Origin of the sequence: Paenibacillus sp. GCM10028914 (assembly GCF_042666275.1) — a bacterium.
In the GTDB taxonomy this organism is placed as follows: Bacteria; Bacillota; Bacilli; order Paenibacillales; family Paenibacillaceae; genus Paenibacillus_AQ.
Window position 1 is genome coordinate 130,205 of record NZ_JBHTFO010000004.1, and the last position, 17,086, is coordinate 147,290.

Annotated in this window: 13 protein-coding genes; 11 read left to right on the plus strand and 2 right to left on the minus strand. The window is 45.7% G+C overall.

What is annotated here, in order from left to right:
* Positions 1-3: 3 nt before the first annotated feature.
* Entirely contained in the window at positions 4-1,560 is a 1,557-nt protein-coding gene (locus ACFQV5_RS03230; protein ID WP_379243598.1) for a leucine-rich repeat domain-containing protein, read from the minus strand.
* Positions 1,561-1,796: 236 nt separating this feature from the next.
* Here ACFQV5_RS03230 and ACFQV5_RS03235 point away from each other — a divergent pair, with 236 nt between their 5' ends.
* From ACFQV5_RS03235 to ACFQV5_RS03245, 3 genes are all read left to right on the plus strand, one after another.
* Entirely contained in the window at positions 1,797-2,513 is a 717-nt protein-coding gene (locus ACFQV5_RS03235; protein ID WP_379243600.1) for an ABC transporter ATP-binding protein, read from the plus strand.
* Positions 2,514-2,523: 10 nt separating this feature from the next.
* A complete protein-coding gene (locus ACFQV5_RS03240; RefSeq protein WP_483874790.1) occupies positions 2,524-5,835 on the plus strand; it encodes an ABC transporter permease in 3,312 nt (1,103 codons plus the stop codon).
* Between the two features lie 71 nt (positions 5,836-5,906).
* The gene (locus tag ACFQV5_RS03245; RefSeq protein WP_379243604.1) at positions 5,907-6,110 is read left to right on the plus strand and encodes a hypothetical protein; all 204 of its coding nucleotides are present in this window, start codon (positions 5,907-5,909) and stop codon (positions 6,108-6,110) included.
* A gap of 151 nt (positions 6,111-6,261) precedes the next feature.
* Here the strand turns inward: ACFQV5_RS03245 and ACFQV5_RS03250 are convergent, their stop codons facing one another.
* A complete protein-coding gene (locus tag ACFQV5_RS03250) occupies positions 6,262-7,314 on the minus strand; it encodes a hypothetical protein (RefSeq protein WP_379243606.1) in 1,053 nt (350 codons plus the stop codon).
* A gap of 215 nt (positions 7,315-7,529) precedes the next feature.
* On the opposite strand from ACFQV5_RS03250, the gene ACFQV5_RS03255 reads away from it, so the two are divergent.
* From ACFQV5_RS03255 to ACFQV5_RS03290, 8 genes are all read left to right on the plus strand, one after another.
* Positions 7,530-9,269 (plus strand): ABC transporter ATP-binding protein, encoded by a 1,740-nt coding sequence (locus ACFQV5_RS03255; RefSeq protein ID WP_379243608.1) that lies wholly within the window; start codon positions 7,530-7,532, stop codon positions 9,267-9,269.
* Positions 9,250-11,106 (plus strand): ABC transporter ATP-binding protein, encoded by a 1,857-nt coding sequence (locus ACFQV5_RS03260; RefSeq protein WP_379243610.1) that lies wholly within the window; start codon positions 9,250-9,252, stop codon positions 11,104-11,106. Before ACFQV5_RS03255 ends, ACFQV5_RS03260 begins: the two co-directional genes overlap by 20 nt.
* 162 nt (positions 11,107-11,268) lie before the next feature.
* Positions 11,269-11,682: a GNAT family N-acetyltransferase gene (locus ACFQV5_RS03265; RefSeq protein ID WP_379243952.1), complete on the plus strand. Its 414-nt coding sequence runs from the start codon at positions 11,269-11,271 to the stop codon at positions 11,680-11,682.
* Entirely contained in the window at positions 11,679-12,026 is a 348-nt protein-coding gene (locus ACFQV5_RS03270) for a thioredoxin family protein (protein ID WP_379243612.1), read from the plus strand. Before ACFQV5_RS03265 ends, ACFQV5_RS03270 begins: the two co-directional genes overlap by 4 nt.
* Before the next feature lie 243 nt (positions 12,027-12,269).
* Positions 12,270-13,115 carry an ABC transporter permease gene (locus tag ACFQV5_RS03275; RefSeq protein ID WP_379243614.1) on the plus strand — a complete coding sequence of 282 codons (846 nt, stop codon included), beginning with the start codon at positions 12,270-12,272 and terminating at the stop codon, positions 13,113-13,115.
* Entirely contained in the window at positions 13,042-13,842 is an 801-nt protein-coding gene (locus ACFQV5_RS03280; protein WP_379243616.1) for an ABC transporter permease, read from the plus strand. The genes ACFQV5_RS03275 and ACFQV5_RS03280 overlap by 74 nt, the downstream gene beginning before the upstream one ends.
* A gap of 13 nt (positions 13,843-13,855) precedes the next feature.
* Positions 13,856-14,854 (plus strand): ABC transporter ATP-binding protein, encoded by a 999-nt coding sequence (locus ACFQV5_RS03285; RefSeq protein WP_379243954.1) that lies wholly within the window; start codon positions 13,856-13,858, stop codon positions 14,852-14,854.
* Positions 14,855-15,087: 233 nt separating this feature from the next.
* The gene (locus ACFQV5_RS03290; RefSeq protein WP_379243618.1) at positions 15,088-17,058 is read left to right on the plus strand and encodes a tetratricopeptide repeat protein; all 1,971 of its coding nucleotides are present in this window, start codon (positions 15,088-15,090) and stop codon (positions 17,056-17,058) included.
* Positions 17,059-17,086 lie beyond the last annotated feature (28 nt).

Sequence of the window (17,086 nt, forward strand, 5' to 3'; positions counted from 1 at the left end):
ACTCTAAATTTTGTTTATGGAAATACCAGTTCCATTCGGTTTTACGATCATACCTAACTGCGCTGCAATGAATCTGATCGGTACGTATGTTGTATCACCAATAACGATAGGAGCTGAATCGGTGATAACGGATTCTCCGTTCACCAACATTTCCGCGGAGCCAACAGTCAAGATGATGGAGTCTCCGTTATTCCCTATGGTTACCGTTTGATCAGTCTTATTCCACTGCACATCTGCTCCAAGCAGATCACTGATTACGCGTAGCGGGACAAAGGTTCGTCCTTGGCGTTCAAATGGAGCGGCTGGCAGCTCTATATATTTACCGAAGGCGTAAGCCGATTTCGATTTACGGATAAGTAGTATATCTGGAAATGGAACGAATTCGGTATATGAGACCTTTGTTCCTTGTTCTTTAAGCCCTGTTAGGATCGTAGCCGAAGCATTGCCACTGCGGATATCAATGATGTTGTTTTCGAGATTGATGGATTTAAGATTTTTCTTGTTTTCCAACCCTTCAACTGAAGCAATTCGGTTGTATTGGAACTCAGCTTGTTTCAAATGGCTCCATTTTGTTAGTGGAGCGAGAGATTCAATCTGATTGTAACCGGCTTTTATGATCCGTATTTCCTTCAGATTCTCTATTGGTTTCAAGGATTTCACTTGGTTTTCTGACAGGTTAAGGATTTGAAGTTGCTGCAATCCGGCAAGTGGTGTCAGGTCACTAACTCGGTTGTAGACCATCGAAAGTTCTTGTAGTTTGGTCAGTTCCTTCAAAGGTTTAAGATTTGTCGCATTAAAATAATCGATATTCAGTTTACGTAAATTTTTCAATGTACTTAAATCCTTAAGATTTCCATTACCGGAACCACCTAATGTCAATTCCTGCAGACCCGTAAGCTGGCTTAGCGGTGAAATATCTTCCATAGAATTCATATACAAATTTAATGTTTTCAGCTTTTTTAGATTCTTCAAAGGGGTAAGCCCATTGGTTCCTTGATTTAGTTGATTCCAAGATAGATTAAGTTGTTCGAGCTTCGTTAGATTCTGAATCGGTGTTAGATCCTGAATAATATTCGAGCTCACATCCAGAGAAATCAGCCCCGTTAATCCTTCCATACCCCGGAGGGATTCCAAGGATACACCGCTAAGTGTTAATTTTTTTAACTTTTTCAAGCTTTTAAGCTCGGATAAATCCTTTATCGTATGCATGATCGTTGCCGGATTGTGTTTCATTTCAATGCGAAGGGTCTCGAGATTGCGTAGCTGTGAGATCCCCTTCAGGCTCTTGATGCCAACCCTGTTGCTGCTGGCTCCAGGCTTCTTAAGTTTATCTACAAGCATGGCGTGAACCGAGTTCGTATCGAGTACGGTAATTTTGTCGACGTCCTTTTGCGTAATGGTGCCCGTAGGCTTGTTGATATAGTGCCGGACAACCATCTCGAGTACAGGGTCGGGAAAAGATAATCCGGTAGGTGTGGCAGATTTTGCAGAAAAGGCTGAGCTAGGTATAAGTACAAGGACGAGGAGCAGAAGCAGAGAGGTAACGCTTATTTTTCTCATAAAATATCTCCTTTTTTGAGTACATCATTTTAATCTATATAAAGCATCTATTTATATAAACGTCATAAACCCCTAAATGTTGCTAATGAGTTATTAGCTGTATTTATAAGGGGGAGAATTGGAACGTTGTGTGACGATGTCTGCTTTTGAGTACTTGCGTTTTTATTAGCCTATTTTTTTATGATAAACTTGCTTATAAGTTGTAGTTACAAGAAACATTAGACAAAGATCGATTGATGGGAGCGGGTAGAGTGGCATTCGTATCGATAAAAAATGAATATAAACGCTATCAGATGGGGGAGACCACCATTGTAGCGAATGACGGAATTGATTTTGAGATTGAAAAAGGTGAATTTGCTATTATTGTAGGTCCAAGTGGCGCAGGGAAATCAACGGTACTGAACATTCTGGGCGGCATGGATACAGCAGATGAAGGTCAGGTTCTTGTGGACGGGACCGATATCGCTAAGTTCAACAATAAAGAGCTTACCGGATACCGCCGGACGGATGTCGGATTTGTGTTCCAGTTTTATAATTTAGTGCCGAATTTGACGACAAAAGAAAATGTGGAGCTCGCATCTCAGATTTCTCCTCGAGCTCTGGATGCGGAGAAAGTACTGCGCGATGTCGGCCTTGGTGAGCGTTTGAACAACTTCCCGGCCCAGCTATCTGGTGGAGAGCAGCAGCGTGTAGCGATTGCAAGAGCACTTGCCAAGCAGCCGAAGCTATTGCTATGTGATGAGCCTACTGGCGCACTTGACTATAATACGGGCAAGCAGGTGCTTAAGCTGCTGCAGGATACATGCCGGAATACCGGAACAACAGTAATCGTTATTACTCACAACTCGGCAATCGCGCCTATGGCTGACCGAGTGATCGAAATCAACAACGCCAAGGTCCGGAAAGTCGTGCTGAATCCGAATCCGGTCTCCGTTGATAGTATCGAATGGTAAGGAGCTAATCATTTTGAAAAAGAAAGCATTATGGAGAGATATTTTCCGGGAAATATGGCGGACCAAGGCGCGGTTTCTGTCTATTTTTGCCATCATCATGTTGGGGGTCGGATTTTTCGCAGGGATAAAAGCAACAGGTCCCGATATGCTGAATACAGCAGACCATTATTTCAAGGAACTTCGTCTGATGGATCTGAAGGTTCAATCCACCTATGGTCTGAGGGAGAAGGACGTGGATACGCTTAGAAAGATTCCTAGTGTATCTGAGGTACAGCCAGGATATAGTGCGGACGTGTTTCTGGATGACACCGGACTCATTGCAAAGGTATTTTCTTATTCTAAGGACAATTCTATTAATCAGTACAACCTTACCTCAGGCAGATTGCCTCAAGCTTCTGGTGAAATTGCGATTGATGATAACGGGGAGATGGGGAGTCATTATAAGCTTGGCGATACGATAACCTTCACGAATCCGGATTCAGAGGCGTTAAAGGATACTTTTGGGACGGTCAGTTATAAGGTTGTCGGAACTGTGAAAAGCCCAATGTTCATTAGCAATCTTGGACGGGGCAGCAGTAGTATTGGCAAGGGAACGGCTGATGTATTCGTGGTTATTCCGCAGGCGGATTTTAATATGGAGGTATTTACGGAAGCGTACGTAACCTTCAAGGATACTGCGGAGCTGGCCCCCTACACCTCTGCCTATGATGATCTCATTGAACAGCATAAGGAAGAGGTAGAGCAGGCACTTGAAACTCAGCCAGAGGAGCGTCTGAAGGAGATTCAGAAGGAAGGGCAAGTTAAGCTGGATGAAGCGCGGATTGAAATTACAGATGCAAAACAGGAGCTGGCTAATGCCCAGCAAGAACTTGCAGACGCGAAGGCTGAACTGGATGAGGGGCGCCGCAGCTATCAGGAGGGTTCAGACAAGCTTCAGTCTGAGCTTGCAAAAGGACAGAGTCAGCTGGATGCAGCTGAGCGGGATCTTCAGCAGGGCAAGGCTGAACTAGAGCGTAATCGACAACGGATTAGTGAAGGGCAGTCACAGTTAAAGGCAGGGCAAGCAGAGCTGGACGCTCAGAAGAAAGCTTTGGAGCCGAAGCTTGCTCAAGGTCAAGGACTGGTGAAGTCGCTGAAGCAGATTGCGAAGCTCCCTCCAGGAGCAATACCTGAGGAGCAGAAGACGCAGCTTATTACGGGAGCAAGCTCAGCGGATGCGAATCTGGGGCAGGCTGTTTCGGGTTATCTAAGCGGTTCTGTGGATGCTGCAGTGTTAAATGGTGCTGTGAGTTCTTTTGAAGAAGGACTGAACCAAGCATCTCAGAAGCTTGCTTCTGCCCAGCAGACGCTTGATGCGAAGAAGCGGGAGCTGGAAGAGGGACAAGCTCAGCTTCTTGCTGGTGAACGCAAGCTAACACAAGGGCAGGCTGAATTAAATAAGGGAAGATCTGAGCTTGCTGAAGCGAAACAGAAGGGTGAGGCTGAGCTTGCATCTGCTAAGAAGAAGCTCGAAGATGGCCAAGCTGAATACGATAAGGGAAGAGCTACTTATCTGGAAGAGAAGCAAAAGGCGGATCGTAAAATCGCTGACGCGGAAAAAGACATTGCGGAAGGACAGAAGGAGCTGGATGAGCTAGAGCTACCGAAGACGTATGTTTTGGATCGCAGCATGAATCCGGGATATACCGAATTCGGTGATAATGCAGACCGGCTTGCATCGATAGCAACCGCATTTCCGGTATTCTTTTTCCTCATTGCTGCGTTGGTCAGTCTGACCACGATGACACGGATGGTGGAAGAACAGCGGCTCCAGATTGGAACGCTGAAGGCACTCGGGTATAGTAACTGGGATATTATGAAGAAGTTTCTCGTATACGCTACATTAGCAAGTGTGACTGCTGCCGCAGCTGGACTGGCTGTAGGGTATACACTTTTCCCGTCTATTATCTTTGATGCTTATGGCTCGCTTTATAACTTGCCTAGTATACGAATTAGCTTCTACATGAGTTATAGTGTGCTCTCCGTTGTTGTTGCTCTTCTGTGTACGACGATGACAGCGCTGATTGCTTCTAGAGTCGAACTACGAAGCAACGCCTCCGTACTCATGCGTCCTAGAGCGCCGAAGAGCGGACAACGCATTTTACTGGAACGGGTGGGATTTATCTGGAAGAGGCTTGGGTTTACCGGTAAGGTAACCGCAAGAAATCTGTTCCGTTATAAACAGCGGATGTTCATGACGGTACTCGGAGTGGCAGGTTGTGCAGCCCTCATTCTTACCGGGTTTGGCATGAAGGATTCGATCGGAGGAATTGCCCCGTTGCAGTTCGGTAAGATTATGAAATATAATGCTACGGTGGCTTTTCATGACGACAGCAGCGAACAGCTAAAGAAGGATTATGACAAGCTGATTGAGAATACATCGGAGCTGACCGGCGTCCTGAATGTGACGCAGGATGCAGTGACGGCGACTGCTAAGGGAGTCAATAATCAGGAGGTAACCGTATTCGTTCCGGAGTCTCCAGAACAGCTTAGTGATTTTGTTGTACTGAATGATCGGAAGACAGACACAACCGTTCCTCTAACAGATCAAGGGGCTGTGATCACAGAGAAGCTGGCTAGATTATATGATGTAGGACCAGGAGACACTCTTACCATTCAGAACAATGATAATGATACGTTTGAAGTTAAGATATCAGGCATTACAGAGAATTACGCAATGCATTATCTGTATATGACGCCAACTTATTATGAATCGATCTTTGGTGATCAACCAGAAATCAACTCGCAGCTCCTTACGTATAACGATACGAGCGAGAAGTGGGAGGATGCCTTTGGCGAACAGCTAATGAATAACAAGCGGGTGGCTATGGTGAGTTTCACGAGCGGAGTGAGCCTTGCGTTTGACGATACGATGGGTAGTATGAATGTGGTTGTTGTCGTGCTCATTGTTTCTGCGGCAGCGCTGGCCTTTGTCGTATTATACAATCTGACTAATATTAATGTATCGGAACGGATCAGGGAACTGTCCACAATAAAAGTGCTGGGCTTCTACGATAAGGAAGTGACCATGTATATTTATCGGGAGAATATGATCTTGACCGTCCTCGGCATTATCGTCGGTAATATTCTAGGGATATGGCTGCATGTGTTCGTGCTGAGGACCGCCGAAGTTGATGCGATGATGTTCAGTCAGAATATTGAGTGGATGAGTTACGTATATGCAGCGTTGTTAACCTTGTTGTTCTCCGGTATTGTAATGCTGTCCATGCATTACAAGCTGAAGCGGATCGACATGATCGAGGCATTGAAATCGGTGGAGTAGGGAAGTTGTAATTTCGTATAGAATGAGATAATTTAATTGTATCTTTACTATTTGAAGGAGGGGTCTCCGATATGCGTGAAATGGATATATCACAGTTCCATATAGATGCACCCAATAAGGAACGAATATCATGGGTTAAGACTTCCTACACTTCAAAAAAGCGAAGTGATACCGAAAAGGTTCTACTGATGCGCAGTGCCCGGAATCAATTCATTAAAGCCGTGGAAGAAGGCAAAATTGTCATCCATAGTAAGACAGAATGGACTCTGAATTGATAAACGAGGTGACAGGATGTCAGAAGTATGGGACTCTGCGGATTTTAATCAGAATTAAATGAAACGGTTGAATGGATACGTCAAAATAAACATCATCTGTAAGCCATAAAACAAAAACGCGGGCTCCGTAAATATACGGGGCCCGCTTTTTTTAGGTGTGGATCAGTTGCCGGAATGCACGATTCAAAATATGCGACATCTGCATCATATCTTTTTTGTTGCTGTAAATTCCATTCATAACCATTTCTCTCTCAGTCTGCTGCTTGAATTCAAGAAACATATTTTGTGCTTGGATCAAAGCGTCCATAGTTTCTGCCTGTTCACGGTTATCGTCTGATTTCAGGTAACGAATCAGATTGATAATCTTGATAATGCTTAGTGCTACAGCCTCTTGTGGTATTTGGCTGAGCATTTTGCCGACAGCGCCACCTGCAACGGCCCCGAGCAGACTGCTTCCGCCAACAAGCACGGTCATGCCGCCAGCCATACCAAGTCCACCTGCTGCAATAGAGCCTCCGCCTAGTACCGCTAGACCTGCTGTAGTTGCCGCTGCGCCAGACAAACCTAGCATACCGCCAACGGCGGGAGCAATGACAGGGAGTGCGAGTACGGCTGCTACAGATCCAATGCCTACGAGGCCAGTGATGCCCCATTTGAGCATTTTTCCACCTTCATCTTTAATATCTTTGAAGAACTTTTCGGTGTTCTTATAAATTTTCTTCCCCCAGGGTCCAAATCCGCACATCAGTGAAATTTTATCGATATGAGCTTCAAAATACGTTTCTTCACCCACATTCTTGAAGTGGTCCATATCATTATAGATCGGCGTATGAATAACCTCCTGCATGATAAGGAATAGCTGTATGCGCCCAGAGGTCGTTTCGTTATACTGGCTAATCAGCTTCTCGGTGGGGGCGTTTCTGAGCATTTCCGGGAGTAAGAGCAAATATTTCGCTTCCCAGCATGCCTTCCATTCTTCTTTTTTACGAATTCGCTCAATAGCCTTAGTTGCTGCATGACTCTTATGAGCCTTGTTCAGCGAGTGAACAAACCCGCTCTTTTGCGCGATATTGTGCTGCTTCTCTTCAATCAGTCTCAAGGTATGATGCTCGTACGACAGATCTTCCTCAATACGGAAAAGGATCAGCTTCTGGATCAGGGTGTATCCTTCTTCATTTAATGTAAACGTCTGTGGTAGATTCATGACATCCTCTTCTTTCTACATTGCTATATATTATATCGAATAAAGTGTGCTCATCTTTTAGCGCTTTACAGTCAAAATTTCCTTTTCTAAACGATTCTGTTGAAAAAATACGTTATAATCTACATATGTGGTTTTGAACGAGTTGATGTTAATACGGAAGGCCTTCGCATAACGAGAAGTTGTGACACCAGGGCCCAGGAGCTGGAGGAATGTGAATGGGAATTGTTTTTTCGTTTTTGAAAAAGTACCGGGTTGCTGCCCTTGCGGCGCTTGCCATGATGCTGATCGAGCTATCGCTGGAATTAGTTCAGCCACTCATCATGTCAAAAATCATTGATGATGGAATACAGCAGCATGATTTATCGGTTGTATGGATGTGGGGAGGGATACTTACTGCCAGCTCTCTGATCGCATTTGGAGCGGGAATAGCTAGCTCCTTCTTCGCGGCTCATACAAGCCAAGGGCTTGGTTATGACATGCGGGACAGGCTGTATGACAAGGTGCAATCCTTCTCATACTCGGTGTTTAACCGGTTTGCAACATCTTCACTGATCACAAGATTGACTGGGGATGTGACGCAAATTCAGGATACCGTATTTATGGGGTTGCGATTTATGACGCGGGTACCTCTGGTGGTAGCCGGCAGCATCATTATGGCGCTTGTTGTCCACGTGAAACTCGGATTATGGCTGTTACTGACTGTGCCTGCTTTATTTATTTTTATTGCGTGGATCATGAAAAAAGCTGCAGTCTCCTTCCGAGGTGTGCAGCAGCGTTTGGATGCGGTGAATGGTGTCATTCAGGAAAACCTGACGGGGATTCGATTAATTCGAGTATTTGTACGTATGGAACATGAGATTCGGCGATTTGCTCGTACCTCCAGCCTGCTAATGAAGAATACGGTAGCAACCCTTCGAATGACGGAGCGGACGATGCCGTTCATTCTCATCATTATGAATGCAGCCATTCTGGCGATTTTATGGTTTGGTCGTCATGATATTGCTACTGGAAGCGGTGCCTCCATGGGGGAAGTCGTTGCGGTGCTTAACTATACTTTGCGTTGTGTAGGCGCCATGTCAGCGTTATCGGGTCTTGTCATGGTACTATCCAGAGCACGTGCATCTGCGCAGCGGGTAGAGGAAGTACTGAAAACAGAGAATGATCCATTTGAGGCACGCGTCACTACTGGAGACAAGGCAGTCAAGGGTGGAATTGAATTTGCTCATGTAAGCTTCAGCTATCCTGGAAGTGATATTAAGGTTCTATCGGATATATCGTTTACGGCCAAGCCCGGTGAGCGAATAGCGATCATGGGTGCTACCGGCTCGGGCAAATCTTCCCTCGTTCAGCTGATTCCCCGCCTGTATGAAGAGAATGCGGGCAACGTAAGAGTAGATGGAATTGAGGCTAGTAAACTTGATCCGGAGCATCTACGACGAAGCATCGGTTATGTGCCGCAGGAGGTTCTGCTCTTCTCCGGGACGGTGCGTGACAATATCGCTTGGGGGCAGGAGACGGCAACGATGGAAGAGATTGAGGAAGCGGCTAGACGGGCTCAAATTCATGAGACTATCGAGAGCTTACCTAACGGATACGACACGATGCTCGGTCAGCGTGGTGTGAACTTATCCGGTGGTCAGAAACAGCGGTTATCTATCGCAAGGGCACTGGTGCGAAAGCCTGCGATCCTGATTCTGGACGACAGCACGAGTGCACTTGATGTACGGACAGAGGCAGCGCTGTTAGATGCGTTGAAGGATCTGTCATGTACGACATTTTTAATCACACAGAAGATCAGTTCAACGACATCAGCGGACCTCATATTGCTGCTGGATGACGGACGTTTGATTGCACAGGGAGATCACGAGGACTTGATGGAGAGCTCCTCACTGTATCGCCGCATTTATGAATCCCAGTACGGTGAGGAGGCACAGCATGTTCAAAACATTCACTGAACCATTCCGTCACCCTAGGCCAAAGTTTGAACTGGGAGAAGGCAAAGGTATTTTCAGCCGGAAAACAAATGTAAAGGCAAAGAATTGGTCGGGGACACTTCGCCGAATTTGGTCGTATTTGGCGCGCCGCAAGGGTAAGCTGTCACTTGTCTTGTTGATGGTGATGCTGAGTTCAGGGTTAGCGCTGCTGGGTCCTTATTTACTTGGGGTTGCTGTAGACGATTTCCTTGCAGATGCGAGTAAGTCGGGCGGAAGTGGCGGGCCTGCGTGGATATACTTCTTGATTGGTTTGGCAGTTGTCTACGTACTTCAGGCACTGACCACATGGCTGCACAATGTATGGATGATCGGTATTGCTCAAGAGACGGTATATAAGATGAGGATGGATCTATTCACGCATCTACACCGCCTCCCGATCCCATTCTACGGAAAGAGACAACAGGGCGAGATTATGAGCCGGTTAACGAACGATATTGAGAATGTAAGCTCTACTCTGAACAGTTCGGCAATTCAGATTTTTTCTAGTGTATTGACGCTCGTAGGAACGTTGTCGGTGATGCTCTGGCTCAGTCCACTCTTGACGCTACTGACATTTATCGTCGTTCCTCTAATGGCGCTCGGAATGCGCTGGATCACCCGCCGAACCGGTCCTCTGTTCAAAGAGCGTCAGCGGAATCTTGGTGAGCTAAACGGATATATTGAAGAAACGCTCTCGGGACAGCGCATTATTAAGGCATTTTCTCAAGAGGATCGCGTGATTCGCGAGTTTGGAGAGCGTAACGCTAAGATCCGCTTATCCGGCTTCTGGGCACAGACGATTTCAGGGTTCATTCCGAAGCTGATGAACGGTCTTAACAACCTGAGCTTCGCGATTGTTGCCGGCATCGGCGGTGTTATGGCAATTAAGGGTTACATCTCGATTGGTGTCATCGTTATATTTGAGAGCTATGCGAGACAGTTTACACGACCGCTGAACGATCTGGCAAACCAATGGAATACCCTGTTGTCTGCCATCGCAGGTGCCGAGCGGGTGTTTGAGGTGCTTGATGAGGAGGTCGAAGCGAAGGACGAAGGCGCAGCGGTCAAGTTGAAGGAAGTGAAAGGTGCGGTTACCTTCAAGGATGTATCTTTCTCCTATGAGCAAGATGGTGATACGCTCGAAGATATCAACTTTCAGGCCAAGCCGGGTGAGATGATCGCTCTGGTCGGTCCTACCGGTGCTGGGAAAACGACGCTTATTCAGCTTCTCTCCCGCTTCTATGATCCGAACAGCGGCGTCATTACGCTTGATGGCCGGGATATTACAACGATTCAGCGAGAGAGCCTTCGTAGTCACATGGCATTTGTACTGCAAGATTCATTCCTGTTTGAAGGAACTATCCGGGAGAACATTCGGTTCGGTCGTTTGGATGCAAGCGATGAAGAGGTTGAGGAAGCAGCGAAGCTGGCGAATGCCCACTCCTTTATCATGCGTCTAAATGACGGTTATGATAAGGTGCTGAAAGAGGGTGGCAGTGGCATTAGCCAAGGCCAGAAGCAGCTCCTCGCTATTGCCCGGGCAATTCTTGCGAATCCAGCGATGCTGGTATTAGATGAAGCGACGAGCAGCATTGATACGGTGACCGAGATAAAAATCCAGGAAGGATTACAGCGACTTATGAAGGGGCGAACTAGCTTTGTTATTGCCCACCGCTTGAATACGATTCGGCAAGCTGACCGTATTTTGGTTCTAAAGGATGGACGGCTTCTGGAGCAGGGTTCGCATGACGAACTGCTGAAACAGGACGGATTCTACAGTGACCTGTACCACGGTCAATTGAAGCGGGCGGCGTTATAATATAAGTAGCTTATTCTATGGAGAATCGTTTAAATTGCGTTTATCCGTTTTATAGTAGAAGATCTAGAACACTATGGAGGTCATAGCGTTGTTACTTTACTTTTGATATATATCATCTTTCTAAAGGCTAAGATTAGTATGAATTAGGAGCTGATATATTTGGTGATATATAAGAATTCAATTGAGGGTATCTCATCTGAAATGTTAGAAGGTTTTTTTGTGGATTGGCCTAATCCACCTAGTCCACAAACTCATCTCATGCTTCTGAAGAACAGCAGTAAAGTGATTCTAGCGATGGAGGAACATACGAATCAGGTTGTTGGATTTATTACAGCGATCAGTGATGGAATCCTATCTGCCTACATTCCACTTCTTGAAGTATTACCGGCATACAAAAGTAAGGGAATTGGTGCAGAATTAGTGAACCGAATGCTGAAAGAACTTGAAGACATCTATATGATTGATTTATGTTGTGATGATGACCTTGTTCCTTATTATGATAAGTTTGACATGAGGAAGACAAACGGTATGATCAAGAGGAATTATCACAGACAGTCAGGCCGCCCTACGGTATGAAACGAAAGGAAGACGTTATGCAGCAAATGAAGTCAATGGATGCAATTCAGAAGGTGATCGAGGGTGAAAAGCTTGTTCTGTTTGTTGTGAAGACTGGGCAGTGTGGCGTATGTGAATCAGTTCAGGCCAAGGTATCCGTCATGCTGGAATCATACTCTGAGGTGACAGGAATTTATGCTTACATGGAAGATGCACCTGAGGTTGCATCGGCTTATTTAGCTTTTTCTGCACCAACACTTCTGCTGTTTTTTGAAGGGAAGGAAGTCTACCGTATAGCTCGTTTTGTTCGATTTGATGAGCTGGATCATGTGTTATCCCAGTATGTTGAAGCACTTAAAGAGTAAGGATAACGACTTATAGAATGCTAAGATTTAAATGCCGGATGACAGGCTAATCTGTCATCCGGCATTTTTTAATAATCTGAAGTTATTCAACAACACCTCAACCTCGCCCCATCCTAATCTAACTAGTAAAAAAAATCCCTTGCCTCTACTGGAATGATTTGGTATGCTATTGTCCTTCTCTCATTTTCGCCTTGTCTGAAGTGGACGGATATGCCGTCAACAATTACTTATCGGAGGTGTTCCATGCTTTATTTCACCCTGGCTTCCAAAGCCTATGCCCGAAACTTGCAGTATCGGGGAGCGCACATGGTTCATAATATCGCGAGTGCGATGTTCGGCTTCATGTATGCATGTATCTGGATCGGTTTAGGTAAGGACTACACCCTTGGAGAATACGGTACGCAAGGGATGGTAGGTTATATTGCCTTTACCCAGTCTGCGTTATGGGTCGCAAGTTTTGTCACGACAGGTCTTGGTATACCTCAAGCGGTCAGAACAGGACATATTTCACTCGATCTAATGCGTCCAGTTCATTTGTTCAGTCACCTGATGGCCAAAGAATGGGGGCAAATCGCCTACCAGCTCGTGTACAAATCCATTCCGATCTATCTCGTCTATTACTTCGCTTTTTCTCTTTCACTCCCGCAGCAAAAGTTGACCCTTCTTTACGCAGTTATAGCGCTAGCTGGAGCCGCTTATCTGTCGATCTGTATCAATTATCTGATTGGAGCATCGGCTCTATGGACAACAGAATCAGCGTGGCTTTATTGGGGAAATCATGCCCTGATTAATTTGCTTGCTGGCTTTTTTATTCCAATTGAATGGCTACCCGGCTGGCTCGAACGTATAGCATGGTGGTCACCGTATCCTTATTTGTTGTATGTACCCACTCGATTTTATCTCGGTTTAGGTAACGTTTCCGCGTTATGGGGAACGTTGTTCTGGTGTGTTCTCCTAACATTCGCTTGTATCTACACAACCGGATTTCTGCGCCGTAAAGTGGAGGTGCAGGGGGATGACGATGAAATCATGGATTTCATTATATGGGTTACTGATTCGAACGAGCATAAAAAGCCGTATGCAGTATAAATTCAACTTCTTCCTGGCGTCTATTCTGGCTGCGCTCATCCAGATTTCGGAATTTTTGATGGTAGCGATCGTGCTTCAGAAATTCGGTGCCATTCAAGGATGGTCGATATATGAGATCGGGTATTTGTTTGCAGTGATGACACTCTCGAAGACACTGTATCGAACCTTTGCGGACGAGGTGCATCATCTGGAAAAATATCTTGTTTCCGGGGAACTCGACCAGCTGCTAACAAGGCCAATGCCCGTTCTGCTTGCACTCTTGCCGCAAAAATTCCGCATCATGCTTGGTGAGGTTTTACTGGGAGGATTTCTGCTTATCTGGTCGCTAGGTGGCATGATGAGCAGTGGACAAGTGGATTGGACTGCCGTGCCACAGACATTGTTCATCATCGTTACAGGGGCTGTTATTCTGTTCTCCATCGGACTTGCTACCGCAACCATCGGATTTTGGACGACCCGAATTAATGAGCTGCAGACCATAACTGAGGATGCTGCCAGGACTGCGGCACAATATCCACTGTCGCTGTATCCTAGGTGGATGTCGTCTTTATTACTAATCGTGGTGCCTGTTGGTTTCGTGAACTATGTTCCATCATTATACATATTACGCGGGGAGCTAGGGTCTTGGGTGCTTGCGGCTACAGCAATGGTTGCGTTGATCTGTCTTGCCCTCTCCTTGCGATTCTGGCGGTTTGGCATTACAAAATACCAGAGTGCAGGGAGCTAAGGAGGAGAAAATGATGATAGAGGTTCATAATATACGCAAGGAATTCAAGACGCCTGTGGTACGGGAAGGCCGTTTTGCTGGTCTCAGAACCCTCTTCTCTAGGGATTATAAGAAGAAGGAAGCTGTGCGCAATATTAGCTTTCAAGTCGGAGAGGGAGAGTTCGTCGGCTACATCGGGCCGAATGGTGCGGGTAAATCCACGACAATCAAAATGCTTACAGGCATTCTGCATCCGACCTCTGGTGAGGTCTCCATCGGTGGTTTGAATCCGCATAAAGATCGCCGCCGGGTTGTACAGAACCTCGGGGTCGTTTTTGGTCAGCGCAGTCAGCTGTGGTGGGATCTGCCGATTAAGGACTCTTATGATATTTTGGCAAAAATGTATGGGGTGGATAGTAGCGATAAAAAGCGGAGACTTCAACAGTTTTCAGAGCTTTTGGATTTGCACATGTTCTGGGAGACGCCTGTGCGGAAGCTATCGCTCGGACAGCGCATGCGCGCGGACCTAGCGGCAGCCATGCTGCATGATCCAGATGTGTTATTCCTTGATGAGCCGACCATCGGTCTCGATGTGAATGCTAAGCGGAATATACGTAAATTTCTGACCTTACTGAACAAAGAATTCGGCAAAACCATTCTTCTAACCACGCATGATATGGATGATATCGAACAGCTGTGTAGTCGGGTGATGGTCATTAATCATGGTGAGCTGACATACGACGGAACGATTCGGTCGCTTCGTGACACGATTGGATTGCCAACGCTAATCACCGTTACTTATCGTGGTTCTTTTCATGTACCGGATCATTATCAGACACAGGGTCTTGGAGCTTCAGAAGCGATGCCTTTTATCCGGGTAACAGATATTTCTGAGAACACTGTCACTATTGAAGTTAACCGCCGTGAGCTAACGACAATGGAAGTGCTTAAAGAGCTCGGAGGATGGGGAGAGCTAGATGATATTGATATGGAAAATCCGGACTTTGAGGATGTTATTCATAAAGTGTATTGAAATATGCTAGACTGGACATTCACTCTGGTTTTAGTACAAAATAATAGATATTTGAGAATAGGGAAGCCTCAAGGGTTTCCTTATTTTTTTTGGGAAAGTAAAATTGGTAGCAAAAATGTATTAAAATGAACATGAAACGGATTTAGGTATTTTTTTCTACTCTGCTTGGGTAATGAATAAAGTAATATAGTAGGCACGTAGTGTTATACATATAAACTTAAAGGGTGAGAGAGATGCTTTTAGTTGACAGGATATGGCTCAAGATCGGCAGCTATTATCGGGGTCGCCAAGACTTGGATAAGGCACTCAAATACATCAGGAAAGGCCAAAAGGCCATACAAACATTAGATGATCAGATCTCCTACGCAGAGCTGCTCCATCGTACGGGCCATTCGGATGAAGCCATTGCGTTTCTCGGGCAGGTCATTGAATGGAAGGGGGCAGGCAGAGCCTATGAGCGGCGGGCGCATATTTTTCGTGAATTGGGTCGGGAAGAGGAAGCGATATTAGATCTGGATGAAGCTATTCAACGGAATAGCGATAGCTTTATGACATGGTATACGAGAGGTATTACGTATAAGGATCTCGGTAAATACGACGAAGCGATCAGAGATCTGAAGGAATCCATCAAGCGGGAAGATGAAAGTACGGTTATCTCCACTTATTATGAATTAGGTATGGCATATTATGAGAGTGGTAACCCAGCTGATGCGGTTGATTGTTTTAGAGAAAGCTTAAAGAGACCGGAACGGGCTATCCCCATGTACTACTTCATGCTTGCCAGATGTCTCGATTTGATGAATTCAATGGAAGAAGCGGTCATTGTATTGAAGGAGGGAGTGGCGCTTTCTAATCGGTACGAAGCTGAGTCGGATCAGGGCTATGCACTCTTTGATGCGAGCACGAATTATAGTTACGGCGCTTTTATGACGTTTCAAAGGCAGACGAAAGAGACTTATTCCTTCCGGCGATTGCTGGCTGATCTATACTTGCAGCTCGGACAGTATGAAAAAGGCGTTGAAGCCGCAACAGAAGGACTGCAGATTTATACGGGGGCTGTGGAGCTTTATTTGAAGCGAGCGGAAATCTATGCCGCATGGGGCAAGAAACTTCAGGCGATTGAGGATTTGAGGCTTGCAATTCATCAGGATGAAAGTGACTTCCGAGCTTATTTCGAACTCGCTAGACTGCATAGAGAATATGGAGAAGAAGAGAATGCAGCAGAAGTGATTTCAAGTCTGTACCGGTTGCATTCGGAATCTCCGCTGGTATGCTATTGGATGGCTGACTGTTATTATCGTTTGGGACAGAATGACAAGGCCATCAAGCTAAATGATAAATTGCTCGAAATGGAGAATGATGACCCTGCTAACTTTACACAGCGGGCCGACATTTGCATTGAGATGGTCGACTTACCTGCTGCTGAGCAGGCACTTGATGAAGCGCTTAAACTCAGCGATACATCGGAAATACACAATAAGCAGAGCTATGTGATGTACTTGCAGGGTAAGAATGAAGCGGCTTTACTTGAGCTGCAAAAAGCTGTTGAATTAGACCCGGATTACGAGGGCCATCCGACTTATTTGGCTGCAAGTGGCCACATTTATAAGGAGATGGGCTTATGGGATTTAGCGATTGATGCATACAGCAAGGCCATTCATTTGAATCCTGGTAATGTCCGGTTATATGAGTTTCGAGCAGGTTGCTTTTTTGAGACGGAGCAGCTGGATAGAGGACTCTCCGACTGTACACAAGGCATTGAGCTGGACGCTAGTTATGCAAGTCTTTACAGTCTTCGCAGCGGTATTTACTTGGCCATGATGGATTATGCAAGAGCAAGGATGGACATTATGAAATTCCTTGAACTACAGCCAGGTCATCCGGGAGCCTATTACCGGTTAGGGCAAATTCAATATAAGGATCGTGAGGAAGAGGCGGCACTTGAAGCTTTTGATGAGGTGCTGAGTATTGTGCCTGAGCATGCAGACAGTTATTTGTACAAGGCATATATATATTTTCATCAATTTGAATCGGAGGAGGCTATCCAGAATATCGTGAACTGGAGTCTGCATCTGAACAAAGAACATTCGCCAGCCGATAAGATTAAAGCGATTCAAGGACTGGAAGGATTTGATGAGACAACAATCGAGCGGGCTGTTGAGAAAATGACGGAAATGTATGGTCACCAATTATACTTGTCCTAACTTTGTTTAGAATAATTACAGATTTTGT

Coding starts and splice junctions, on each gene's coding strand:
- ACFQV5_RS03290 (WP_379243618.1), top strand. CDS start 15,088: ATGCTTTTAGTTGACAGGATATGGCTCAAGATCGGCAGCTATTATCGG.
- ACFQV5_RS03250 (WP_379243606.1), bottom strand. CDS start 7,314: ATGAATCTACCACAGACGTTTACATTAAATGAAGAAGGATACACCCTG.
- ACFQV5_RS03255 (WP_379243608.1), top strand. CDS start 7,530: ATGGGAATTGTTTTTTCGTTTTTGAAAAAGTACCGGGTTGCTGCCCTT.
- ACFQV5_RS03270 (WP_379243612.1), top strand. CDS start 11,679: ATGAAACGAAAGGAAGACGTTATGCAGCAAATGAAGTCAATGGATGCA.
- ACFQV5_RS03235 (WP_379243600.1), top strand. CDS start 1,797: ATGGGAGCGGGTAGAGTGGCATTCGTATCGATAAAAAATGAATATAAA.
- ACFQV5_RS03285 (WP_379243954.1), top strand. CDS start 13,856: ATGATAGAGGTTCATAATATACGCAAGGAATTCAAGACGCCTGTGGTA.
- ACFQV5_RS03280 (WP_379243616.1), top strand. CDS start 13,042: ATGACGATGAAATCATGGATTTCATTATATGGGTTACTGATTCGAACG.
- ACFQV5_RS03230 (WP_379243598.1), bottom strand. CDS start 1,560: ATGAGAAAAATAAGCGTTACCTCTCTGCTTCTGCTCCTCGTCCTTGTA.
- ACFQV5_RS03245 (WP_379243604.1), top strand. CDS start 5,907: ATGCGTGAAATGGATATATCACAGTTCCATATAGATGCACCCAATAAG.
- ACFQV5_RS03275 (WP_379243614.1), top strand. CDS start 12,270: ATGCTTTATTTCACCCTGGCTTCCAAAGCCTATGCCCGAAACTTGCAG.
- ACFQV5_RS03260 (WP_379243610.1), top strand. CDS start 9,250: ATGTTCAAAACATTCACTGAACCATTCCGTCACCCTAGGCCAAAGTTT.